The organism is Streptomyces sp. NPDC020731 (assembly GCF_044334705.1).
Classification (GTDB): Bacteria; Actinomycetota; Actinomycetes; order Streptomycetales; family Streptomycetaceae; genus Streptomyces.
On sequence record NZ_JBIRTN010000017.1, the window covers coordinates 77,771 to 101,102 of the forward strand.

20 protein-coding genes and 2 pseudogenes are annotated in these 23,332 nt (G+C 73.3%); 7 read left to right on the forward strand and 15 right to left on the reverse strand.

Features of this window, described 5'->3' with window-relative positions; genetic code table 11:
* Positions 1–39: 39 nt before the first annotated feature.
* Positions 40–1,848, reverse strand: coding sequence for a PhoX family protein (locus ACH4VX_RS25250; RefSeq protein ID WP_398370288.1), 1,809 nt, complete (start codon positions 1,846–1,848; stop codon positions 40–42).
* Positions 1,848–3,965, reverse strand: a complete 2,118-nt coding sequence (locus ACH4VX_RS25255; protein ID WP_398370289.1) for a peptidoglycan-binding protein — start codon at positions 3,963–3,965, stop codon at positions 1,848–1,850. Before ACH4VX_RS25255 ends, ACH4VX_RS25250 begins: the two co-directional genes overlap by 1 nt.
* A gap of 262 nt (positions 3,966–4,227) precedes the next feature.
* On the opposite strand from ACH4VX_RS25255, the gene ACH4VX_RS25260 reads away from it, so the two are divergent.
* Positions 4,228–4,686 carry a peptidoglycan-binding protein gene (locus tag ACH4VX_RS25260; protein ID WP_398370290.1) on the forward strand — a complete coding sequence of 153 codons (459 nt, stop codon included), beginning with the start codon at positions 4,228–4,230 and terminating at the stop codon, positions 4,684–4,686.
* 62 nt (positions 4,687–4,748) lie between these two features.
* On the opposite strand, the gene ACH4VX_RS25265 is transcribed toward ACH4VX_RS25260, so the two are convergent.
* The 5 genes from ACH4VX_RS25265 to ACH4VX_RS25285 form a co-directional block, all read right to left on the reverse strand.
* Positions 4,749–5,591 (reverse strand): class II glutamine amidotransferase, encoded by an 843-nt coding sequence (locus tag ACH4VX_RS25265; RefSeq protein ID WP_398370291.1) that lies wholly within the window; start codon positions 5,589–5,591, stop codon positions 4,749–4,751.
* Between the two features lie 37 nt (positions 5,592–5,628).
* Entirely contained in the window at positions 5,629–6,930 is a 1,302-nt protein-coding gene (locus tag ACH4VX_RS25270) for a diacylglycerol/lipid kinase family protein (protein ID WP_398370293.1), read from the reverse strand.
* 11 nt (positions 6,931–6,941) lie between these two features.
* Complete coding sequence (locus tag ACH4VX_RS25275) at positions 6,942–7,391, reverse strand: hypothetical protein (protein WP_398370295.1); 450 nt, start codon at positions 7,389–7,391, stop codon at positions 6,942–6,944.
* Positions 7,392–7,419: 28 nt separating this feature from the next.
* The gene (locus tag ACH4VX_RS25280; RefSeq protein ID WP_398370297.1) at positions 7,420–7,890 is read right to left on the reverse strand and encodes an SHOCT domain-containing protein; all 471 of its coding nucleotides are present in this window, start codon (positions 7,888–7,890) and stop codon (positions 7,420–7,422) included.
* 360 nt (positions 7,891–8,250) lie between these two features.
* Positions 8,251–8,916 (reverse strand): HdeD family acid-resistance protein, encoded by a 666-nt coding sequence (locus ACH4VX_RS25285; RefSeq protein ID WP_398370299.1) that lies wholly within the window; start codon positions 8,914–8,916, stop codon positions 8,251–8,253.
* Positions 8,917–9,118: 202 nt separating this feature from the next.
* Between ACH4VX_RS25285 and ACH4VX_RS25290 the strand changes: the two genes are divergently transcribed.
* The gene (locus tag ACH4VX_RS25290) at positions 9,119–10,522 is read left to right on the forward strand and encodes a DUF2252 domain-containing protein (protein ID WP_398370300.1); all 1,404 of its coding nucleotides are present in this window, start codon (positions 9,119–9,121) and stop codon (positions 10,520–10,522) included.
* Positions 10,523–10,538: 16 nt separating this feature from the next.
* Here the strand turns inward: ACH4VX_RS25290 and ACH4VX_RS25295 are convergent, their stop codons facing one another.
* From ACH4VX_RS25295 to ACH4VX_RS25310, 4 genes are all read right to left on the reverse strand, one after another.
* Entirely contained in the window at positions 10,539–10,736 is a 198-nt protein-coding gene (locus ACH4VX_RS25295; RefSeq protein WP_345586675.1) for a hypothetical protein, read from the reverse strand.
* Positions 10,737–10,845: 109 nt separating this feature from the next.
* Positions 10,846–11,346, reverse strand: a complete 501-nt coding sequence (locus ACH4VX_RS25300) for a hypothetical protein (protein ID WP_398370302.1) — start codon at positions 11,344–11,346, stop codon at positions 10,846–10,848.
* Entirely contained in the window at positions 11,346–12,965 is a 1,620-nt protein-coding gene (locus tag ACH4VX_RS25305; protein WP_398370304.1) for an MFS transporter, read from the reverse strand. The genes ACH4VX_RS25300 and ACH4VX_RS25305 overlap by 1 nt, the downstream gene beginning before the upstream one ends.
* A gap of 13 nt (positions 12,966–12,978) precedes the next feature.
* Positions 12,979–15,639 carry a LuxR C-terminal-related transcriptional regulator gene (locus ACH4VX_RS25310; RefSeq protein WP_398370306.1) on the reverse strand — a complete coding sequence of 887 codons (2,661 nt, stop codon included), beginning with the start codon at positions 15,637–15,639 and terminating at the stop codon, positions 12,979–12,981.
* 98 nt (positions 15,640–15,737) lie between these two features.
* On the opposite strand from ACH4VX_RS25310, the gene mmuM reads away from it, so the two are divergent.
* The gene (gene mmuM / locus ACH4VX_RS25315; RefSeq protein WP_398370308.1) at positions 15,738–16,652 is read left to right on the forward strand and encodes a homocysteine S-methyltransferase; all 915 of its coding nucleotides are present in this window, start codon (positions 15,738–15,740) and stop codon (positions 16,650–16,652) included.
* Here mmuM and ACH4VX_RS25320 read toward each other — a convergent pair.
* Positions 16,651–16,947: pseudogene (locus ACH4VX_RS25320) on the reverse strand (ATP-binding protein); the annotation flags it as partial. The gene mmuM and the pseudogene ACH4VX_RS25320 sit on opposite strands and share 2 nt — an antisense overlap.
* An 89-nt stretch (positions 16,948–17,036) precedes the next feature.
* Between ACH4VX_RS25320 and ACH4VX_RS25325 the strand changes: the two are divergent.
* The 3 genes from ACH4VX_RS25325 to ACH4VX_RS25335 are packed head-to-tail and all read left to right on the forward strand — an operon-like array spanning position 17,037 to position 18,944.
* Positions 17,037–17,855 (forward strand): helix-turn-helix domain-containing protein, encoded by an 819-nt coding sequence (locus ACH4VX_RS25325; RefSeq protein WP_398370309.1) that lies wholly within the window; start codon positions 17,037–17,039, stop codon positions 17,853–17,855.
* Positions 17,852–18,103 (forward strand): DUF397 domain-containing protein, encoded by a 252-nt coding sequence (locus tag ACH4VX_RS25330; protein WP_398370311.1) that lies wholly within the window; start codon positions 17,852–17,854, stop codon positions 18,101–18,103. Before ACH4VX_RS25325 ends, ACH4VX_RS25330 begins: the two co-directional genes overlap by 4 nt.
* A gap of 13 nt (positions 18,104–18,116) precedes the next feature.
* Positions 18,117–18,944: an MOSC domain-containing protein gene (locus ACH4VX_RS25335; RefSeq protein WP_398370312.1), complete on the forward strand. Its 828-nt coding sequence runs from the start codon at positions 18,117–18,119 to the stop codon at positions 18,942–18,944.
* 34 nt (positions 18,945–18,978) lie between these two features.
* On the opposite strand, the gene ACH4VX_RS25340 is transcribed toward ACH4VX_RS25335, so the two are convergent.
* Positions 18,979–19,437: a CAP domain-containing protein gene (locus tag ACH4VX_RS25340; protein ID WP_398370313.1), complete on the reverse strand. Its 459-nt coding sequence runs from the start codon at positions 19,435–19,437 to the stop codon at positions 18,979–18,981.
* Positions 19,438–19,513: 76 nt separating this feature from the next.
* The gene (locus tag ACH4VX_RS25345; protein WP_398370315.1) at positions 19,514–20,587 is read right to left on the reverse strand and encodes an NADP-dependent oxidoreductase; all 1,074 of its coding nucleotides are present in this window, start codon (positions 20,585–20,587) and stop codon (positions 19,514–19,516) included.
* A gap of 100 nt (positions 20,588–20,687) precedes the next feature.
* Between ACH4VX_RS25345 and ACH4VX_RS25350 the strand changes: the two genes are divergently transcribed.
* Entirely contained in the window at positions 20,688–21,632 is a 945-nt protein-coding gene (locus ACH4VX_RS25350) for a LysR family transcriptional regulator (protein WP_398370317.1), read from the forward strand.
* A 99-nt stretch (positions 21,633–21,731) separates the two neighbouring features.
* On the opposite strand, the pseudogene ACH4VX_RS25355 reads toward ACH4VX_RS25350, so the two are convergent.
* Positions 21,732–23,279: pseudogene (locus ACH4VX_RS25355) on the reverse strand (carboxylesterase/lipase family protein).
* Positions 23,280–23,332 lie beyond the last annotated feature (53 nt).

Below are 23,332 nucleotides of genomic sequence, written 5' to 3' on the forward strand. Positions count from 1 at the left end.
CCCCCCGTCCCGGACGGGGGGCGCACGCGGGGCTCGGTCCTATCCGGCCGTGCGGCGCACGACGACCGTGGCGGAGCGCGGCCGGTCACCCGGCCGCAGCCCCGGCCAGCCGCTCACCGCGCGGGGGTCGCGCGCGTCCGGGGCGCCCCAGCGGGCGGTCCGCTCGCCGGGGTGCTGGATGTTGACGAAGAGCGTCTGCCCGTCCGGGGTGGCGTCCACCCCGGTGACCTCGGCGCCGCGCGGGGCGGTGAGGAAGCGGCGGACGGTGCCGGTCGCGACGTCCGCGGCCAGGAGGGCGTTGTTGCCGGCCTCCCGGTACACGGCGCCGGGGCCGTTCAGCGCGTGTCCGGAGATCCCTGTCGAGATCCACAGGGTGCCCCGCGCGTCGAACCACAGGCCCTTGGGCGCGAGGAAGGTCCCCTCGGGGGACCGCTGATCCCCGGCCGACAGGAACTCCTCCCAGCGCAGCCCGTCACCGGCCGTCTCCCGCCACCGCACGACGCGTCCGTGGGGATCGGCGTCTCCCAGCCGCGGCACCGCGCTCCCGGTGCCCGCGTCCGTACACCGGGCCGCGCCGTTGCCGCCCGCGAGCGCCAGGTAGACGTGGCCGTCGACGGGGCTCACGGCGACCCGTTCCGGCCGGTTCAGCGCGGTGGCGCCCAGGGCGTCGGCGGCGAGCCGGGCGCGTACCAGCACATCGGCCTGGTCACGCCACCCGGCCTCGCGGGTCAGCGGGCCGTGCCCGTGCCGCAGCGGCAGCCAGGACCCGGTGCCGTCGGCGCGCAGCCGCGCCACGTAGAGCGTGCCGTCGTCCAGCGGGCTCTGGCGCCCGGTGCGCCGGCCGCCCGCACTCACGTACTTGTACAGGTGGCCGCCGTCCACGGCGTCGGTGCTGTGGACGACGACACGGCCGGCGCTCTCGGTCACCGTCGCGCCGCCGTGCATGAAGCGGCCGAGGGCGGTCCGCTTGACCGGGGCGGAGGACGGATCGCGCGGGTCGAACTCCACGATCCAGCCGAAGTGCCGGGGATCCGCCTCCGGGCGGGACAGGTCGAAGCGTGGGTCCGAGCGGTGCCACGGGTGGCCGAACCCGGTGGCGGACAGCCCGTAGCGGATGTCTTCCTCGGTGCGCCGCCAGGCCGGATCGTCCGTGCCGAAGCAGGCCTGGAAGTCCTCCTCCGCGGCCAGACACGTCCCCCAGGGCGTGACGCCGACACCGCTGACGGCCGGCACACCGCGCGACCCGCCGTCGACCGCGACCGGTCCGGAGAACCGGGTCGGCGTGTCCGCCGTGATCCTGCGGCCCGGCGCCGAGCCCACGGTCCTCCATGTCCCGCCGGACTCCCGCACCTCGACCACGGTGACACCGTGGGCGGCCGCGGCCGCGCGGGAGTCGTCGCCCAGCAGCGCGGGATCGGCGCTCTCGTGGCCGATGACCAGCAGACCACGCCGGCTCGCCGCGGCACCGTCCGTCAAGGGGACGTACCGGATGCCGTGATGGTGGCTGCCGACCTGCCGTGCCTGCGCGGTGGAGCCGTCCGTGTCCGCCCCGGACGTGCGTATCCGCTGCCCCCACGGAGCGATGACGTCCGCGCGGTACCCGGCGGGGACGGTGACGGCGTCCGCCTCACTGGCCGCCACGGGCTCGAACCGGGAGAACGGCGGGCGGCTGCCCCCGGCGGCCTGCCGCCGCGCGGAGCCGTCGGCCGCCGCGGCGCCGGGTGTCCCGACGGCCAGCAGTCCGGTGGCGGCCAGCGCGCCGTACGTGACCACACCGCGCCGCGACGGGCCCCCTGCGGCCTCCGCCTCGTCGCCCCGCACCTCGTCGCCCGACGCCTCGTCACGCATCAGAACCTCCCCTGGTTGAGAGCCGTCTGCAGGGCCCGGGTGGTGCCCGTTCCCCAGTCGCCGTCGACGACCAGACCGGCGCCGGTCATCTTGTTGAGGTGCTGCTGCATCGCCTTCACCGTGGCCAGGCCGATGTCGCCGTCGACGACGAGGCCGGCCCCCGCCCAGGTGTTGAGGTGCTGCTGAAGCGCGCGCTTGGAAGCCGGCCCCCACTCCCCGTCGGCGGTGACCCCGATCGCACGCTGTGTCGCGGTGATCGTCGAGGGTCCGAACTCCCCGTCGACCGTCAGGCGTTCCCCGTCGGTGTAGGCGGTGTACGCCGCCTCGGTGGCGGGCCCCCACATGCCGTCCGCCGCCGCACCGACCCTGGCCTGCAGCCACTTCACCCCGGCCTCGGTGAGCGGGCCGAAGACGCCGTCCACGTCCAGCGCCGGGGTGCGGCCCAGGCCGTTGACCGCGCTCTGCTGGGAGCGCACGGAGCGGATCGTGGTGATTCCGCCCCCGCTGAAGTTCGGCGCCCCGGTGTACGTCGCGTAGGCCTGCTCGGTGTCGGGCCCCCACATGCCGTCCGGCGCGGTGCCGACCTTGGTCTGCAGCCACTTCACCCCGGCCTCGGTGAGCGGGCCGAAGCTGCCGTCCACATCGAGCGGCGGAGTGCGGCCGAGGCCGTTGACCGCGCTCTGCTGCGCGGCGATGGAGCGGATCGCGGCGAATCCGCCCCCGCCGCCGCCCCTGCCGATGTACGCCACGTACGCCGCCTCGGTGAGCGGACCCCAGAGTCCGTCGGGATTCACACCGACCTTGGCCTGCAGCCACTTGACCCCGGCGCTGGTGAGCGGACCGAAGTCGCCGTCCACGTCCAGGGGCGGGGTGTGGCCGAGGCTGTTGACGGCCCGCTGCTGGGCGGAGACCGAGCGGACGCTGGTCAGTCCCGTTCCGGGAGTGCCCGGATCGCTGCCTCCGATGGGCAGGGTCGATCCGCTCATCCCGTTGATCACCCACAGCCGCAGTGCCGAGCCGGGGCACTGGGTGGAGGCCAACGCCCCGTGGTAGGTGGCGTCGAGGACCTTGTTCGTCCGTTCGTTGGCGGCGTGGTAGAGGCTGCGGATCGCGTTCTTGGCCGCTGCCGTGGCATCGCCGTCCACGCCGATGAAGCACACCCCGAAGTGGGTGGTGTTGTGCCCGGTGATGTGCGCGCCCAGGTTGTCCCAGCCCCGCCCCTCGTAGATCCGCCCCTGCCAGTCGACGAGGAAGTTGTAGCCGATGTCGTCCCAGCCGTTGCCGTCCATGTGGTAGTTCTGGATCGCCCGCACGGTCTGGTACTTGTTCGCGGCGGAGTAGTGCACGGCGAAGCCGGTGCGCGCGCCGTACACCACCTTGGTCACGGCGCGGGGCGGGCGCGCTCCCCACCCCGCGCGGGAGATGACCTCCAGCTGTCCGGGGGCGGACTGGTCCGGGGAGCCCGGGTCGACGCCGGAGCCGTTCTTCGCGTACGGCAGGAGGTTGCCGGGGCACTCGGTGGCGTAGCCCTTGGAGTGCGGGAAGATGTCGTCTCCGGCCTTGCGGGTCCCCGGGACATCCGTGCGCAGATACCGGATCAGGTCCTCGATCGACCGGAGCATCGCGGACGTCGGCTCGTCGTTCGAGCGGAGGAGGCCGCAGATGGAGTAGTAGCCGGCGTTGCGGCCCACATAGCTGTACTCGCTGTCGTGGATGTATCCGGGCGCATTGGCCTCACCGCGCTCGAGACCGCGCCCCTCGTAGACGTTCCCGTGCGGGCACACCAGGTAGTTGTAGTAGATGTCCCCGGTGTCGTCGTAGTGACCCGACCACACGTCGGCGATGTCCCGGCGGCAGTCCTCCTCCGAGTCCGGCTGGAAGCTGCGCGGCCCCCGGTGGTGGAGGAACACGCCTCCCCGCCACGGCATCCATTCCCTCGTCGGATGCGGCTTCGGGGGCGCACCGACCTCCTCGACCACGTCCTTCTGCGCCTCCCGGAAGGCGAACTCGTGGTCCCAGTAGACCGTCGCCGCTCTCTCCGTGATGAGCTGGGCTCCGGTCGACGTATCAGAGACGTGGGCGGCCCAGGTGGACCGGCGCAGGATGGTGACGGCCATGGCGGCTCTCTCCAGTGAACGGTGGGCACAGGGGCATGCCCGGCCAACGATCGCCGCAACTCCAATACCACGCCATGCTTTTGAGGCTGGACGCAAAAGCCCAGGCCGGCATCGGCGAGGTGGATTCGGAGCACTCGGTTCCCCCTCGTGTCCTGGGCCTTTTCGGCAGGGCGGAAAGACCTGGCCGACCGGACCGGCCTCCGGGACGCTGGAGCGGCAGACCGGTGCGTCGAACGCATCGGCGACAGCAACGGGAGGAACCATGCGCCGAGACCGCCTGCCTCGTACCAGGGCCGCCCTCTTCGCGGGAGCCGTCACCGCGAGTCTCCTGGGCGGCGCGGTCTCCGTCGCGCCCACCGCGTCCGCCGCTTCGTACCCGACGTGCAACGGCGTCAGGACGAAGGCTCTGGACGCCGGGGCGACGACGGTCAAGCAGCCGTACCACAAGGGCACGAACAGCAGGAACTGCGAGTTGCGGAAGGGCGACTCGGGGCCGGCCGTCGAGGAGTTGCAGTTCAACCTGATCCACTGCCACGGCAAGAGCACCGGCGGCACCGACGGGATCTACGGGGACCTGACGCGGCAGGCCGTGCGGGAGGTCCAGACCGCGGCGAAGATCGGCGTGGACGGCATCTACGGACCGGAAACCCGCAAGGCGATGAAGTGGTACTACTACGTGAACGGCGACCCCGGCCGTAACTGCATCAAGGCGAACGTCTAGCACCACGCCGCTCCCGGTCCCGTCGGGACCGGGAGCGGCGTGGGGTCTGCGGCCCTGCGTGGTCAGAACCCCCGGGCCGCGACAGGCGTGAAGGTCTCCATCCGGTCCCCTTCCGGCTGAACGACGCCGTACGTCCCCTCCGGGACCTCGTTCCAGGCGCCGGGCAGGTCGCCCAGGGGTTCGGAGACGATGAGGCGGGCGTCGCCGGAGATCTCGCGCAGGAAGGCCACGTCCGGGTGGAGGGAGCGCAGCGTGTCCACGCGGGTGCTGTAGAAGAGCGAGCGCGATTCCTTCCGGCTGGAGTAGCGGAACGCCCACAGGCACGCGCCGTCGGTCACCGCCACCGTCATCTGCAGCGGGAACTCCACGCCGTGCTCGTGGCCGACGCGTTCCACCAGGCCTGCCATCCGGGCGACGGCACCGGGCGGATCCTCCTCCAGGCCGAGGGTCAGCGACAGGTAGAACATCATCTCCGAGTCCGTCGATCCCTCGACGTACGGGAACAGCTCCGGCTCGACGGCCAGCGCGAGGTCGCGCCGGACGCGGTGGAACTCGGCGATCGCCCCGTTGTGCATCCACATCCAGCGGCCGTGCCGGAACGGATGGCAGTTGGTCTGCTGCACCGCCGTACCGGTGGAGGCCCGGATGTGGGCGAAGAAGAGCGGCGAGACGACGTGCTCGGCGATCTCCCGCAGGTTGCGGTCGCTCCACGCCGGCCCGATGTCCCGGACCACCGCGGGGCTGTCCTTGTCCGGCACGTACCAGCCCACGCCGAACCCGTCACCGTTGGTCGTCTCGACGCCCATCCTGGAGTGCAGGCTCTGGTCGATCAGTGAATGGACCGGCTTGTAGAGAATGCTGTCGAGCAGGATGGGAGTGCCCGAATAGGCGAGCCAACGGCACATGTCCACCGCCTTCCCGGTCGCGACCGCGACCGTCGTCCTACGGACCGTCCTCCCGCCGTCCCAGCGCGAGCCCCGTCACCCGCGGCCAGTCGGGTGCCCCGCTTCCCCGCCGCCTACTCACCGCACCGCGCGGAACGCGCACCCGCAGCGCCCCGGGAACGATCCGGCACATCACGGGGGCCGGCAGCAGCACGTGCTCCCCGTCGACACCGGCCGGAACGGCCGGGGTGTCCGCCTCCACGACGACTTCCCCGGCGGTGAGCCGCAGCAGACCGGCCGCGCGGGGACCGCGCGCCATCCCCGCGGCCCGCACCGCGCTCTCCACCCGCACACCCAGGACCCCCAGCCGTCCGGAGTCCAGCCGCTCCCTGCGCCCCGGCCGGGACGCGTCGACCGCCCGCGGATACGGGTTGTTGCTGACCAGCAGGGCCTGCAGCCCGTCCGCCCGGGTCCCGTCCGCCCGCATCCGCAGCCGGGGTGCCGAGGGACCCGACAGCAGCCCGGGCATCATCCGGAGCGTGGTCTGCCGCTTCTCCTCCCGGTACGCGGGCTCGCCCACGACGGCCGCGTACGTGCCGAAGGAGGCGTTGTTGACGAACACCCGGCCTGCGGCGAACCCGAGGTCGACACGGAGTTCGACGCCGTCCGTCAGGGCGCCCAGGGCCTTCGCCGGGTCGTCCCGGTCGAGCCCGAGGTCGAGCGCGAAGTGGTTGCGGGTGCCGGCCGGGATCACCAGGAACGGCACGTCGTGGCGGGCGGCCACCTCCGCCACCAGCGCCTGGGTGCCGTCCCCGCCGGCCACCGCCAGCAGATCGGCTCCGTCGCGTACGGCGTCCTCGGCGAGCGCGGCCACGTCCTGGTGCCCGGCGCCGAGCAGCACCACCCGGACACCCGCCGCGCGCGCCCGGTCCGCCAGCCGGAAGCGGTCCACCTTGCCGCCGCCGGAGCGCGGGTTCATCAGCGCCCAGGGACGGCCGGGCGGCGGGGCGGGCACCGGCCCGGCGGGTCCGGACGCCACCGCCCTCCGCGCCGCGCCCACGGCCAGCGCCCACAGCGCCAGGGACACCGCGGCCGGCCCCAGCATCCCGCCCGCGGCGTACAGGGCGAGGACCGTCAGCGGTGCCGTCACGCACAGCGCCGCTCCCACGATCCGCACCACCCCGAAGTGGGCGAGCGTCCACCACAGCCCCACGGCCGCCAGGGCCAGTCCGGCGATGCCGGGCAGCACCCAGAGCACGCTGCGCAGCCCGGCGGCGACGAGCGGGACCAGCGCGCCGGCCGCGAGGGCGAGGAGCGCCAGTCGCGCCCACCCGGCACCTCGGCGGCCGACGGTCCGCACGGAGCCCTGGCTCAGTGTTCGGCGCCGGTGTGCGAACGCGGCACGCACAGCGCCCAGATGATGAACCCGGAGAAGGCGATCATCACGACGGACCAGACCGGGTAGTACGGCAGGGACAGGAAGTTGGCGATGATGAGGAGCCCGGCGATCGTCACGCCGGCGACGCGGGCCCACATGGCCCCCCGGACCAGGCCGAGGCTGACGAGCACCCCGATGGCGCCGAGCACCAGGTGGGTCCAGCCCCACGCGGTGAGGTCGAACTGGAAGACGTAGTCCTGCGTCGTGACGAAGACGTCGTCCTCGGCGATGCCCATGATGCCCCGGAGGATGTCGAGCACCGACACGATCATGAGTGTGACCGCGGCGAAGACCGTCAGGCCTTCCGCCCACTGTCGCTTGGCCGTCGGCGCGTGCGCGCCGGTGGCGCCGCGTGCGCCGTGCGTCGGGTGTGTCGCTGTCATTCCGCTGCCTCGATTCGGTCTCGTGTGGTCAGCGCCCCGCGGACGAGGCGAACGGGCCCGGGTGTTCCGCCGGGCCGTGGCCGCTCAGGACCAGTTCCTTCGCCCTGCGGAACTCGTCGTCCGAGATGTCGCCGCGGGCCTTGATCTCGGACAGCCGGGCGAGTTCGTCGACGCTGCTGGTGCGGCCGTCGGCGCCCCTGGCGGTCTCGCGGACGTAGCTGTCGAACGCCTCCTGCTGTGCGCGCGCCTGCGTGATCTCGCGGCGCCCCATGTTCCTGCCGCGGGCGATCACGTAGACGAAGACGCCCAGGAAGGGCAGCACGACCGTGAACACCAGCCAGCCGGTCTTGGCCCAGCCGCTCAGGGCGTCGTCGCGGAAGATGTCCATGACGACCCGGAAGAGCAGGATGAACCACATGATCCACAGGAAGAAGACCAGCATGGTCCAGAAGGCGCTCAGCAGCGGATAGTCGTACGCGAGGTACGTCGCACCACTCATCTCGGTCCTCCGTTCCGGGCCTGCGCCCGACATGTCGTCCGGCCCCGTGCTCAGCGTCCGCCCGGCGGGCGCCCCCTGCCTCACCCCGGACGGGTGAAGTGCCGGAGCCCCGCGGGGAAGGAATCCCCCCCCCCACGGGCCGGGGCGACCGCGGCGCGCGCCACCGCGCGGGAGCCACCGCGCGGGAGCCACCGCGCGGGAGCCACCGAGGGCGGGGACCGGACACTGTGCCGTGCGCCCGTGGCCGGACGCGGCCGCCCGCGCCCGGCGTGCCGTCCGGGCGTGCGGGTCCGGTCACCGGGTGCGTGCGGGCGTGCGGCGGGTGGCCGCGGAGCCTTCTTCCGTCCCGCGGGCGCCGTCTCAGCCGGTGCCCGCGGGACGGCGGGGCGCGCCCGCGATGCCCGACCGGCGCAGCGCGGCCCGCCAGGCCAGGGCGACGGCCGCCTCGACCAGTCCGAGGAGGACGAGCCACAGGCCGAGGAGCCGGGTCAGCGCCCGGGCCGATTCGGCGGGCAGGGCCAGTACGACGATCCCCGCGACGACGGCGAGCAGCGCCGCACCGAGGACGACACCGCGGTGCGGCAGGTCCCGCGAGGTGATGGCCGTGAAGAGGGTGAGCATCCCCGACACCAGCCAGACCACTCCGACGATGAGGGAGAGGGCGGCGATGGTCTGCAGCGGGTTGCGCAGGCAGAGCACTCCGGCCAGGACGTACAGCACCGCGAGCAGGAGTTCGGGCAGCCGCGCGCCCTGTTCCTCCCGCCCGAGGACACCGACGAACCGGAACGCCCCGGCCACCAGCAGGTACAGGCCGATGAGCACCGCGAGGACGTGCAGCGTGGTGTCCGGCCACACCAGCACGACGATGCCCGGCACGAGGGTGGCGACGGCGGAGGCGAGGATCCACTGCCATGACCGCCCGAGTGCCCCCAGGACTTCGGCGGGTCCGCCCGGCAGGCCGGGGGCCGCGCCGTCGGGCGTGTGCGTCCGTCCGGGGCCGGGTGCCGGACCGGGTGTCGCGCTCATGGCTCCTCCTCCCGTGAGACGCACTCGGGCCGCAGCGCGAGCGCAGGACCAGCCTTCCGCCCGGCCGGCGTCGCCGGGTCACCCGCGACGGGTGATCCGGTCGGGGCGCGGGCGCGGTGGGATGGCGGCGAACAGTCGTCGTCCGGCGGACGGTCGCCCTTCGGCAGGCAGTCGTCGTTCGCGGTGCAGGCGGGAGACAGCGATGGCCGTACCGAGTCCGTTCAGCGCCTCCCTTTCCCCGGCCGAACGGGCCGCCCGCGGCAAGGACGCGCGCGGCCGTTCCCCGCGGTCGTCCCACGGGCGGTTCGAGGCGGCCCGGGACCGGCCGGACCCCGTCGACGTGATCGAGCGGCAGTCGGCGACCCGGCTGCCCGAGCTGGTGCCGGTCCGCTACGGCCGTATGCTCGAGTCCCCCTTCCGGTTCTACCGGGGAGCGGCGGCGATCATGGCGGCGGACCTCGGTCCGGCCCCGAGCACCGGTCTGACCGTGCAGCTGTGCGGTGACGCCCATCTGCTGAACTTCCGCCTGCTGGCCTCCCCGGAACGCCATCTCGTCTTCGACATCAACGACTTCGACGAGACGCACGCCGGTCCCTTCGAGTGGGACGTCAAGCGGCTGGCGGCGAGTCTCGCCGTCGCCGGCCGGGCGAACGGCTTTCCCGTCGAGGAGCAGGACGGCGCGGTGCGCGCCTGTGCGGAGGCGTACCGCCGGCGCGTGCGGGAGTTCGCCGGGATGCGCACCCTCGACATCTGGTACGCGCAGGACGACGCCGACCGGCTGCGGGAGCTCATGGCCTCGTCGATGGACCGCGAGGCCCGGCGCCGTACCGCCGAGGCGACGGAACACGCCCGCACCCGCACACACCTCCAGGCCTTCGCGAAGCTCACCCGGGTCACGGCCCGAGGACGGCGCATCACCCCGGACCCGCCGCTGATCACGCCCCTGCGCGACCTGCTGGACGACCCCTCCACCGAGGAGAGGGCCCTGCGCGAGGTCCTGGACGGCTACGCGCGCTCCCTGCCGTCGGAGCGCCGGCATCTGCTGGGGCGCTACCACCTGGTCGACGTGGCCCGGAAGGTGGTGGGGGTCGGCAGTGTCGGCACCCGCTGCTGGATCGTGCTCCTGCTCGGCCGGGACGACGACGACCCCCTGCTGCTGCAGGCCAAGGAGGCACAGGAGTCGGTGCTCGCGCCGCACACGGAGGGCGAGCGGTACGACAACCAGGGCCGCCGGGTGGTGGCGGGGCAGCGGCTGATCCAGACGACCAGCGACATCCTGCTCGGCTGGACGCACGCCGTGGGCCTCGACGGACGGCCCCGTGACTTCTACGTACGGCAGCTGCGCGACTGGAAGGGCATCGCCCGGCCGGAGACCATGGACCCGGGGCTGCTGCGGCTGTTCGCGCGGCTGTGCGGGGCGAGCCTGGCGCGCGCCCACGCCCGTTCCGGCGATCCGGTCGCCATCGCCGCCTATCTGGGTCGCGGCGACCGCTTCGACCGTGCGCTCACCGGGTTCGCGCAGGACTACGCCGACCGCAACGAGCGGGACTTCGAGGCGCTGGGTGAGGCCGTGCGGTCCGGCAGGGTGCACGCCGAGAGCCCGTGATCCGCCGGCCGGGGGTTCACTCCGGTACCTGACGCATCTCCAGGACGCGCAGGCCCAGCGACTGGCAGCGGGCCAGCAGCCCGTACAGGTGCGCCTCGTCGACGACATGCCCGAACAGCAGGGTCTGGCCGGACATCACCACGTGGTCGAGTTCCGGAAAAACCTTGATCAGCGGTTCCGAGAGATGTCCGTCGACACGGATCTCGTAGCGCATGAGCCGCTCCCCGGGTGGCCTGGAACAGGCGGGCCGCGCCCGTACCCTGCGATCGTCCGCCGCCGGGCGGCGGCCCGGATCACCCCGTACAGGTGAGAGGCCGCTCGTCTCAGTGCTTCAGCCAGAGCTTGCACGAGAGGATCACCAGGCCGAGTACCAGGTTCACCGCCGCCGACAGGGCCATCAGGCGCCGGCCGGCGCCGGCCCGGCGGGCCGCCGCCGCCGACCAGCCCACCTGCCCCGCCACGGCGACGGACAGCGCCAACCACTGGGTGCCCTGCACACCGAGGCCGAGCACGGGACTGACGGCCACGGCGGCCGCCGGCGGCACGGCGGCCTTGACGATCGTCCACTCCTCGCGGCACGCCCGCAGTACGACGTGCCGGTCCGGGGTGCGCTGCGCCAGCCGTGCCCCGAACAACTGCGCGTGCACGTGCGCGATCCAGAACACCCCGCCGGTGAGCAACAGCAGCAGCACCATCTCCAGTCGCGGGAACGAGCCGAGCGTGCCGGCCCCGACGATCACCGAGGCCGCGAGCATGGATCCGTAGACGCCGCCCGTGTAGTCGGCGTGCGCCCGGTGCTCGACGGCGTGCCCGGTACCGGGCATCACGGCCTCCTCCGGCCGGCCCCGTCCCGCCCGCCGGGCCGGGGGTGCTCGGACGCCGGGCCCGGGAGGCGGGGGGTCACCAGGAAGCTCGCGAGGGTGATGCCGCCGGTGGCGAGGATCGCCGCCTTCAGGCCGTCGAGCTGCGCCGACGCGTAGGAGTCCGTCACCGCGTCCACCTCGTCCGGCGGAAGCCCGGCGCGGGTGGCCGCCGCGCGCACCTGGTCGGTGGGGACGAAGGTGACCCCGGCCTCCAGGGCGACACCGACCTGCTCCCGGGCCTCCCGCGACAGCCGGGGATCGTCCTCCACGTGTGCGGTGAAGGCGTGCGCCAGGGAGCCGATGAGCAGCGACCCGATCAGCGCGGTGCCGAGGGCCGAGCCCAGGTTCTGCGCGGTGTACTGGAGCCCGCCTGCCTCGCTGCGCTCCTCCTCGCCCGCGGCGGACTGGACGACGTTGCCGAGCTGGGAGGCGAACAGGCCCATGCCGACGCCGAGCAGGGCCATCGCCCCGGCGAAGTGGGCGTCGTCGATGACCGGGTCGATGGTGGCCAGCAGCCAGAGGACGGCCGCCGCGACGGTGAGCAGGGCCAGCCGGACGACCCGGCGGGGTCCGGCCAGGCGTCCCAGCCGGGCCGCGCCCAGCGAGGTGACGAGCATGGTCGCGGACACCGGCAGCAGCCTGAGCCCCGTCTCGAAGGCGTCGAAGCCCTGCACGACCTGGAGGTACAGCGGGATGGTGAAGAACAGCCCCAGCAGGATCAGGTTCTGGCTCACCAGTGACATCAGGCCGGAGCCCAGGGCGGGCCGGCGCAGCAGGGACAGGTGCACCAGCGGGTCGTCGCCGCGCTCGTCCCGGCGCCGCTCCCACCGGTGGAAGACCGCGAGGACGGCCACCCCGGCACCGATCACGAACAGCGTCGGCGCGAACCCGAGGACGGTGAGGGGCGGGTTGCGCGGCCGCACCCAGCCCCAGGTGCCGCTCTGCAGCACACCGAGCACCCCGAGGGCCAGGCCCGCCGCGGAGAGCACGGCACCGACCCCGTCCAGCCGGGGGTGCACCCCGGTCCTCGGCGTCTCGGTGATCGCGCGGCGCAGGAGGAGGACGGCCAGGACGACCACGACCTCACCCGCGAAGACCAGCCGCCACGTGAGGTACGTCGTCACCCAGCCGCCCAGCAGGGGGCCCACGGCGATCCCGGCACCGGCCAGACCGCCCACGACGCCGTAGGCGACGGCCCGGTCGCGGCCCCGGTAGGACTCGGCGACGAGCGCGGCCATGGCGGGCAGCACCAGCGCGGCGCCGAGTCCCTCGATGACCGACCAGCCGAGGACCAGCACCCACAGGGTGGGCGCCACGGCGGTCAGGGCCGAGCCCGCGGCGTAGACGACGAGACCGCCCAGGAAGACACGGCGCCGTCCGAGGATGTCCCCCAGCCGCCCCCCGACGATCATGAAGGCCGCCATGACCAGCGCGTACAGGGTGATGACGGCCTGGATGGCGGTGACCTCGGTGTCGAAGTCGTCGACCAGTTGGCTGATGGAGACGTTCATGACCGACGTGTCGAGGACCATCAGGAACTGCGCGGTCCCCAGGACGATCAGCGCCCGCCAGCGGCTCATGGGGTTCCCCTCGTCACAGCAGGTCCAGTTCGCGGGCTCGGCGCACCGCTTCGTTGCGGCGGTTGACGGACAGCTTCCGGTAGACGCTCTTGAGGTGGGTCTTGACCGTGTTCACCGACACGTACAGGTCGGCGGCGATCTCCTCGGTGGACATCGTCAGGGCCAGGCTGCGCAGTACGTCGCGCTCGCGCGCGCTCAGCTCCTCGACGACCGGCGGCGGCTGCCCGGGCCGGCACGGGGACGGGCCGGGTGCGGGCCGGCCGGTCGTCAGCCAGTGCGGTGACGCCGTGCCCAGGTAGGGCCGGATCCACGGCCCGGCCTCGCGGAAGGGTCGGCGCAACCGCTCCCGGCGGGCCTCCGCCAACGCCCGCACCACGAGTCCGCGCGCGGCGGCACCGTCCCCCGCCCCGTCCGCGGCCTGCGCCCGCACCAGCGCCGCCCGGACGGTCACCGCGGGACCGGCCCGCCCCTCCGGACGCGCCCGGTCGAGCAACCGTACGGCCGCGTCGGCCCCGCCGGTGGCGAGCCGGACCCGTGCGGCCCCCACCGCGCACGCCGGCTGCTCGTCGGGCACCTCCCGCAGCAGCCCGGCGGCCGTCTCCCCGCGCCCCTCGGCGAGATGGGCGGCGGCCGCGACGAGCGCCGCCTCCCCCCGCGCCCACGGCGACACGACGTCGGCCGGCACCTCCGGTTCCACCGCCTTCAGCGCGGCCCCCGGATCGCCGCACGCCAGATGCAGCCGCGCGGCCGTCAGGGCGCGCCCGGCCTCCCGTACGGGGTCCCGCATCGCCGGGTGCGACTCGGCCGACGTGTCGAGCAGGTCGCGGGCCTGCCCCAGCTCGTCGCGGTCCACGGCGACGGCGGCCAGGACGAGCCGTTCGACACCGGAGCCGGACGACCGGGGCAGTCCGAACCGCTCCGTCTCGGCGAGGGCCTCGCACGCCCTGCGTTCGGCCCTGCCGGGCCAGCCGTTCAGGTGGTCGATCAGGGCGAGCCTGCCCAGCGAGTCCTCGCGCGGAAGCGCCGTGGCCGCGCCCGGGGCGGAGTCCGCCACCATGGACAGGGCGGCCCGGGCCTCCTCGAAGTGCCCGGCCCACAGCCGCGTGGAACCCAGGTGGTCCAGCAGCAGCGCGGTGAGTTCGGGATGCCGCTCCAGCAGCTCGTCGGGGACCGCACCCCACACCCCCTCGGCCGTCCGGACCGCGCTCTCCACCCGGTCCGGCGCACCGGCCAGCCGGGCGGCGAGGGCCTCCAGCAGGGCGCAGCTCAGCCGGGCCGCCGCCTCGTCCGCCGTACCGTCGTACTCCACCAGTTCGTGCTGTGCGCGACGCAGATGGGCCAGCCCGCCGTCGAGTTCGCACCGGGCCAGCCGGCCGGCCGCCCGTACCAGCTCCGGGGCGGGTCCGGTGCCCTCCCGCCCCATGTGGGAGAACAGTCCGGCCACCGCGTCGGAGCGCGGCCCGGTGAAGAACTGGCCGATGGCGAGGTCGTCGACCAGGGCGCCGGCGGTGAACTCCCAGTCGTCGGCGGCGGCCCCGTGCCCGAGCGCCTCCGGAAGACGTCCGGACCGCCGCAGCCACTCGGCGGCCCGCCGGTGCAGCTCGGGTTCCAGACCGGGCAGGCGCGTCCGCAGATGGGCGCGGAGGATCTCGGCGAACAGGGGGTGGAGCCGGTACAGCCCCTGCCCGAGGTGCTCGACGAAGGCGTTGCCCCGGCTCAGCCGGACCAGAATGGCCTCGGCGTCGTCGCGCCCCGTGACCGCGTTCGCCAGGCCGTGACAGAACCGGTCGAGCACGCTCACCCGCAGCAGCAGGTCCTGGGTCTCGGCGTCCTGCCGCTTGAGCACCTCCGCCAGCAGGAAGTCGGCGATCGCGCTCCGGTCCGCCTCGAACTCCTTGAGGTACACCTCCGGATCCGGGCTCTCCCCCGCCGCCAGCGCCGAGAGCCGCAGCCCGGCGGCCCACCCCCGGGTGCGCTCCACGAGCGCGCGCACGGCGGCCGGGGGCAGCCGCAGCCCGTGCAGCTCCACCAGCCGGGCCGCCTCGTGCGGGGTGAAGGCCAGGTCGGCGTCCCTGATCTCCGTCAGCTCGCCCGCGGCCCGGTAACGGTGCAGGGGTAACAGCGGTTCGGTGCGGGTGACGAGGACCAGCCGCAGCCCCGGCCCGGCGTGACGCAGCACGAATTCCAGCTGCTCGGCGATCTCCGGGGAGGTCACCCGGTCGAACTCGTCGAGCACGAGGATCACGGGCCGCTCCCGGACGCTCAGCCCGGCGGCGAGCCGGGCCCCCAGGGCAGGGCTCACGCGGTTCGCGTCCGCCGGGAACCCGATGCCGGCGGGCAGCGGGACACCGACGGTGTGCAGGGCCCGCAGCACGTACGCCCAGAACATGCCGGGCCCGTCCCCGGCCGCCTCGGTGGTGAACCAGGCGACGGGCAGCCCGTCCAGACGCTCCACCCAGTCCGCGACGAGCAGGGTCTTCCCGGCCCCCGCGGCACCGTTGACCATGGTCAGCGGAGTCCGCAGGCCCTGGTCGAGACGCCTGGTCAGCCGCTCCCGCCGCAGGTACGTCGCCGGTCTCGCGGGCACGGCGAACCGGGTCCGCAGGAACGGGTCCCCGTGCGGGTCGGCGCGGTCGTCCGCCGCAGGCGGACCGTCCTCTTCAAGCTCCGTCATGGCACTCGACCGCCCTGTCCGGCTGTACCCCCTCTCAGCATCCCAGCACCGGGGCCGGAGGGCGCGCTGTGACCGCCACCTCGGCTAGCGTCGCCGGTATGAGCACCCCTCCTGCCCTCGCCGAGGCACTCGCGGACGGCACGGTCGTCGTGCTCGACGGCGGCATGTCCAACCAGCTCGCGGCGGCCGGTCACGACCTGAGCGACGAACTGTGGTCGGCCCGGCTGCTCGCCGAGGACCCCGAGGCGGTGACGGCGGCCCACCTCGCCTATTTCGAGGCGGGCGCCGACGTGGCGATCACTGCGAGCTACCAGGCGACGTTCGAGGGGTTCGCGCGGCGCGGGACCGGCCGGGAGGAGGCGGCCGGTCTGCTGGCCCTGAGCGTGGAGTGCGCCCGTACGGCGGCCCGGCGGGCCCGGGTGACGCGCCCGCTGTGGGTGGCGGCCTCGGTCGGCCCGTACGGCGCGATGCTCGCGGACGGCTCGGAGTACCGGGGCCGGTACGGGCTGAGCGTGGCGGAACTGGAACGCTTCCACCGCCCGCGCATGGAGGTCCTGGCGGGGGCCGCCCCGGACGTGCTGGCCCTGGAGACGGTCCCCGACACGGACGAGGCGGAGGCGCTGCTGCGCGCGGTGCGCGGTCTGGGCGTACCGGCCTGGCTGTCGTACTCGGCGACGGGCGGCCGCACCCGCGCCGGACAGCCGCTGGAGGAGGCCTTCGCACTGGCGGCGCGGGCGGACGAGGTGATCGCGGTGGGCGTGAACTGCTGCACGCCGGAGGACGCGGACCGCGCGGTGACCCTCGCCGCCCGGGTCACCGGCAAACCGGTCGTGGTCTACCCCAACAGCGGCGAGACGTGGGACGCCGGAGCGCGGGCGTGGACGGGCCGGTCGACGTTCAGCGCCGGGCAGGTGAGGGGCTGGCGTGAGTCGGGGGCCCGGCTGATCGGAGGGTGCTGCCGGGTGGGACCGGAGACGATCGCGTCGGTGGCGTCGGTGCTGCGGGCTCCGTAGCGAACTCGCACCACACGACCTTCCCGGGCTCCCGCTCCCCCACGCCCCACTTGTCCGCCAGCCCGGCCACGAGCAGCAGCCCGCGCCCGCTCTCATCGGGCTGGTTCTGCGGTACGGCGGGCACACCGCCCCCGCTGTCGTGCACCTCGACGCGGACGCCGTCGGCGTACGGCAGGAGGCGCAGAAGGAATCCACGGCCGGGCGGCACGCCGTGCAGCAGGGCATTGGTCGCCAGTTCACTGACGCACAGCAGTACATCGTCCGCGCGGACGCGTACGCCCCACTCCTCGAGCACCTGACGCGCAAACGTCCGCGCATCCGTACGTCTCGGCTGTACGCCTGCGCGACAGCGAACGTATGGGCACGAACGGGGAGTACGGCCTCATGGGCACCACGACACGGCGGAACGCCTCCGCGATGAAGATGGTGGGCGCACTGCTCGCCCTCTACCGCAATGCCGCCGGCCACACCCAGCGGTCGCTGGGCGAACGGTTCGTCATCAGCGAGCAGCAGATCGCGTCGATCGAGCAGGGCAGACGGCCCCTGAAGCCGGACCTCGCCGAGCAGCTCGACGAACTCCTCTGCACCCAGGGCGCGTTGTCGGTCGCGCTGAGCAGGATGCCGGAGGTGGATCTGATTCCGCTGTGGGCGGAGGAGTATCTGGACCGGGAGCGGAAGGCGATCGCGATCTCGTCGTACGAGAACCAGGTACTGCCTGGTCTCCTTCAGACAGAGGCGTATGCACGGGCGGTCTTCCGCAGCCGCATTCCCGTCATCGACGAGAACACTATCGAGCAGCACGTCGTCGCGCGCACAGAACGGCAAACCATCTTCCACCGCAAGGAGCCACCGATTACACGCTTCGTCGTCTGGGAGGCGGTACTCCGAGACCGCCTGGGTGGTCGGGAGGTGTACGTCGACCAGTTGCGGCGTCTGCGGCAGCTCTCTGAGCTGCCGGGCTTCACCTTGCAGGTCCTGCCCTTGGGGCGCACCACACACGCAGCCCTCGACGGCCCATTCGTCCTCCTGGAGACACCCGACCACCAGCGCCTCGCCTACACCGAAACTCAACGCGGTAGCCAGCTGATCGCTGATCCCAACGAGGTAGCGATCCTCACGCAAAGGTGTGCGATGCTGCGGTCACAGGCCCTCAACCCCGAAGACACGAGGGACCTGCTGGACCGTCTTCTAGGAGACCAATGAGCAGCACCGCACTTCGGTGGTTCAAGTCGAGCTACAGCGGCAGCGATGGCGGCAACTGCATCGAAGTCGCCTACACCTGGCGCAAGTCCAGCTACAGCGGGGATGAAGGCGGCGCCTGCGTAGAGGTCGCCCCCCACCCCATCGCCATCCACATCCGCGACTCCAAGACCCCGGACGCCCCCCACCTCACCGTCACCCCGAAAACCTGGACCGCATTCCTCGCCGCACGTCCGATGGCAGAGGACTGACGGAAACGCCACCATGGCCAGCGTTGTCGAGCTGACGTACTACCCGATCAAAGGCTGCGCCGGGACATCGGCGGGCGAGGCGCTGCTCACGCCCGCCGGGCTCGCGCACGACCGCACGTTCATGGTCGTCAGCGAGGAGGGTGTGGGGCGGACCCAGCGTCGGGACCCCCGGCTGGCCTTGATCCGACCCACGGTCGACGCCGCCGGCGAGCGACTCACGCTTCACGCGCCGGACACCGAGCCGCTGGACCTCCACGTGGACACAGCCGCCGCCCGCCGCAAGGTGGACCTGCTCGGGACGGTCCACCAGGGCATCGACCAGGGCGACACGGCCGCCGGCTGGTTCACGGAGGTGCTCCGCGCGCCGAGCCGGCTCGTGCGCGTACCACCGGAGCACGACCGCGTGACCGACGGCAGGATCCCCGGTACCTCCGCCTACGCCGACAGCTGCGCCCTGCACGTCGTCTCACGCGCCACGCTCGGACTGCTCGACCGCAAGCTGGCCGAACGCGACGTCCCGCCGCTGCCGATGAACCGCTTCCGGCCCAACATCGTGATCGACGGCTGGGACGAACCGCACACCGAGGACCGCGCCCACCGCATCCGCATCGGCGACACGGAACTGGGTTACGCCAAGCTCGCCGTCCGCTGCGCGGTGACCATGGTCGACCAGGGCACGGGAGCGAAGGCGGGCCCGGAACCGCTCCGCACTCTCGCCGGTTACCGCCGCGCCACCGGGGGCGGCGTCGCCTACGGCACCAAGTACGCCGTGCTCCGCACCGGCACCCTCTCCGTCGGTGACGCCGTGGACGTCACCTCATGGGGTGAGTCCGAGCTGTAGGGCGCCGGCCGGGTTCTCCTCATGACGGGACGGACTACCTCGTGCCCATGTCCAGCGTCCAGTAGTGGCCCCAGGCGCCGCCCTCGTGGTGGCCCAGACCGGCCTCCTGCGTTTCGGGCCGGAGGATGGCGTTGCGGTGCCCCCAGCCGAAGCGTTCGTCGTCCTGCATCCAGAAGCGCAGCGCCTCCTCCGCCGTGCTGAAGCCCACGGCCACGTTCTCCGCCCGCCAGGAGCGGTAGCCGGCCTGGTCCATGGGCTCCCCGGCCTCCCAGACCAGTTTCCCGCTGGGGCCGCGGTGCATGTTGTCGCCGCTGACGGCCCAGTCCCTCGATTGGTCCTTCAGGAAGAGGTTGTGGGCGTTCGCCGCGTCCGTCAGCTGCGGCGACGAGTCGAAACCCCTCGCGCACGCGGTCATGACCGCGCCCGCGGAGTTCCCGTGCGGCGGGTAGTTCTCCGGATGCTGTCGCGCGTCGTTGATCAAGTCGAAACTCACCTTGGACTCCTCACGACATGAAGGCCTGCCCCGGTGCGACCGAACCGGCCGACCAGGATGAGTCGGCCCTTTTCCTTCAATTGTCCCGGGCATGCGACGTCCTGGCATCTCGTACCGCGTGGGTCGGACGGGACCAAGACGCCGCCTGCGTGCGGTCCCTCACGATGATCTTGCCGGTGTTGTGGCCGCGCAGCATGCCCAGGAACGCGTCCACGATGTGCTCGAAGCCGTCGACCACCGTCTCGTCCAGGGTGAGCCGGCCGCTCTGCAGGTGCGGTACCGCGAACTCGTACAACTCCTCCTGCACGTCACGGTGGTTGCTGACCAGGAAGCCCTCCATGCGGATGCTCTTCTCCACGATGTCCGCGTAGTCGAAGCGCGGCGGCGGCGCGGCGGGGTCGTTGTACTGGCTGATCGTGCCGATGCGGACGATGCGCCCGAACTCGCGCAGCGACCCCATCGCCGCGGCCAGTTGCTCGCCGCCGACGTTGTCGACGAACACGTCGATGCCGTCCGGGGCGACCTTGCGGAGCAGGTCGGCGGCGGGACCGTCGTGGTAGTCGAACGCGGCGTCGTAGCCGACCTTCCGCACCAGATGCTCGGCCTTCGCCTGCGAGCCCGCGCTGCCCACGAGGCGTCCGGCGCCGAGCAGCCGGGCGAACCGTCCGGTCGCCGTGCCCACTCCGCCCGCCGCGGCCGACACGAACAGGTCCTCGCCCTCCCGGAGCCTGGCGATGCGGGTCAGTCCCACGTAGGCGGTCAGTCCGGTGCCGCCGAGGACGCTCAGGTACGCGGTGAGGGGGACCCCGTCGAAGGGCGGCAGCCGCCGGATCTCCTCGGGTGTGACCACCGCGTGCGTGCGCCAGCCCTGGCGGTGGAACACGAGGTCGCCCTCGGCCAGCCCCGGTGTGCGCGAGGCGACGACCCGGCCGATGGTGCGGCCCTCCAGCGGTGCGTCGAGCGCGAAACCGCCGGGCACGTCGTCCATCATCTCGCGGTGGTAGGGGTCGACGGACCAGTAGAGATTCTCCACCAGCGCACTGCCGGGCGCGGGAGCGGGAAGCGTGGACTCCACGAAGGTGAAGTGTTCGGGGGTGGGGAAGCCGTGGGGGCGGGCGGTCTGGTGGACGGTGAGCGCGGTTTCGTTCATGACCGGACCGTAGGGCGGGAATGCGGCCGGTGGGCAGCCGGTTGGGCTCATGCGACAGCCCGTTCCATGAGCAGTTCTCATACCTTGAGGTGAACGCCCCGTGGTCCGCACGACCGATGCCGATCTCGCCCCGCACGAACTGCGCGTCCTGGTGGCGGTCGCCGACACCGGCGGCTTCTCCGCCGCGGCCGGGACGCTCGGACTGACCCAGTCGGCGGTCTCCCACTCGGTGCGCGGCAGCGAGCGCAAGATCGGTGCCGTGCTCTTCGAACGCGGCCGTACCGGCGCCCGCCCCACCCCCGCCGGGGAGAAGGCCGTGACGCACGCCCGCCGCGTCCTGCGCCTGCTGGACGTGCTGGCCGTCGAGGCGCGCGGTGCGGCCCGGTCGGACGCGGCGGAGGGGCCGCTGCGGATCGCGGCCTTCCGCAGTGCGGCGCTCCATCTGCTGCCGCCCGTCCTGCAACGGCTGCGCGCCCGGCATCCGGGCATCGAGCCGCAGGTGCGGATCGTACGGGAGGTGGGGCGCGGCACCGCGGGCGAAGTGGCCGGCGGGAAGGCCGACATGGCCATCGCCACGCTGAGCGGCTCCGTGCCTCTTCCCTCGGGGCTCGTCGCGAGCGGGCTCTTCGAGGAGCCGTACGCCCTGGTGCACGCGGCGGGTCACACCGCCCCGCGTTCGCTGCCACTGGTCGACTGGGCCGAGAACTGCGGCTCGTACACCCGCGACTGGTGGGCCACGCAGGACTGGATCCCGAAGGCGACCGTCGAGGCCGAGGACGACGGAGCGGTGCTCTCCTTGGTGAGCGGTGGTCACGGAATGGCGATCATGCCCGCGCTGTCCCTGGCCGGAGCACCGCACTCGGTCGAGATCACCGATCTCGGTTCCCGGCGCCCGACCCGCTGGGTCGGTTACGTCACCACGTCCGAACTGGCAGGATCCGCCGTCGTGCGCGCCTTGGTGAGGGAGCTGCGGGCCGCGGTCCCCCCGGGGGTGAAGGTCCCTGACCGCGAGACTTCCGGGGCACGGGCTGAATCCCGCACGTGAGGGACGTGAGGGACAGGAGGGATGCGAGAGACAGGAGGCCGAGGTGGCCCCGGGGCGCCCTTCCCGGGGGCGGGAAAGGAACTGGCGGGATCGCGGTTGTCAGTTCCGGCGGAGTGCGCCGCTGTGGCGCAGGCGACGCACGACCGAGCGGAGTTCGGGTGTCGTGACGGGGGCGGGGTCCTCGGTGGACGGCGTGGTCCACAGGGCGAGTTCGCGGTCCCGGGGGCCTTCTTCGACGTGCGGGTCGCCGTCGCCGTAGATCTGCACCGGGTGGTGGGTGTCCCACCGTTCCCAGCCCGGCGAGCCGTCGGAGACGAACCGCACCCACGCCCCGTGCATCGCGTCGGCCAGGTCCCGCGGTGCGCCCTCGCCCGCGAGCTTGCGGGCGTCCGGCTCGGCGCCGCTGTCGAAGACGAAGCCGAGTTCCAGGGCGTGGCAGGCGCCCATGCCTGGGCGGCCGGAGGGCCAGGCGAACTCGTAGACGTAGGAGGGCTCCTGGCGGCCGTCGGCCAGGCGGTGCAGGGGGACGCGGAGCAGGTGGTCGGTGACCAGCTGGCCGACGAGTTCCGCGGTGCCGGCGTCGGGGCGCAGGGCGCGGTAGCCGCGCGGGACCTCGCTGCCGCAGTGGCAGCGGGCCATCGCGCCGGCCAGGGCGAGGGCGCCGAGGCGGTCGACGCGTTCCATCAGGCCGCCGGGGACGAGCCAGAGGCGGTACTCGTCCCGGGTCCAGCCGGTCAGCAGCTCCACGCCGGGGGCGGCGCCGTCCGTCAGTGCCTCCAGGGGGTCGCGCGGGATCAGGTCGCCGTCGACGACGACGCCGAAGGCGGGGCCGCCGAGTACCGGGCTGCTGAGGCGGCCGATGTCGGCCTGGACGCGGAGCAGCTGGTCGCGGTCGACGGCGGCGAAGGCCTCGGCGGTGGCGGGGATCCTGAGCCGGTTCGCCATCCGGCGGACCGTGCGCCGTACCTTGTCGCGGTCCGTGGTCTCGGGCGGGCCGCTCTGCAGGACGGCCCGGCGGACCAGCCCCTGGGTCCCCGGGGCGGCGATGAGCGCGCCCGTGCTGATCGCTCCGGCGGACTGGCCGCCGAGGGTGATGCGGTCCGGGCCGCCGCCGAAGGCCCCGATCGACTCGTGGACCCAGTGGAGCGCGGCGAGCTGGTCGCGCAGTCCGGGGTTGGCGGGAGTGTCCGGGAAGAGGCCGTAGCCCTCGACACCGAGGCGGTAGTTGACCGACACGAACACCACGCCGTCGCGGGCGAAGGTGTGGCCGTCGTAGACGGGGACCGCCGAGGAGCCCCTGGTCAGGGCGCCGCCGTGGAGCCATATGAGGACGGGGAGGCGGGCGCCGGGGGCGGGGTCGGGGGTTCAGACGTTGAGGTTGAGGCAGTCGTCGCCGGGGACGGCCGGGTCGGAGAGGTACTGCGCGAAGGCCTCCGAGTACGGAGGCTTGGGGGCCGTCGGTCCGAAGGCGGCGGCTTCTCGTACGCCGTCCCAGCGGGCCGGGGGGACCGGTGGGCGGAAGCGGCGGGGGCCGAAGGGGGGTGCCGCGTAGGGGATGCCCCGGAAGACGGCCACGTCCCGCTCCCAGCGGCCGCGCACGGCGCCGTACGGGGTTCTGGCCACGGGGCCGCCCCGGTCTGCCGTCATGTGCCCACCAGCCCTTCACCGCACCGCGCCGCGTCACGCACCGGTCGGACCCG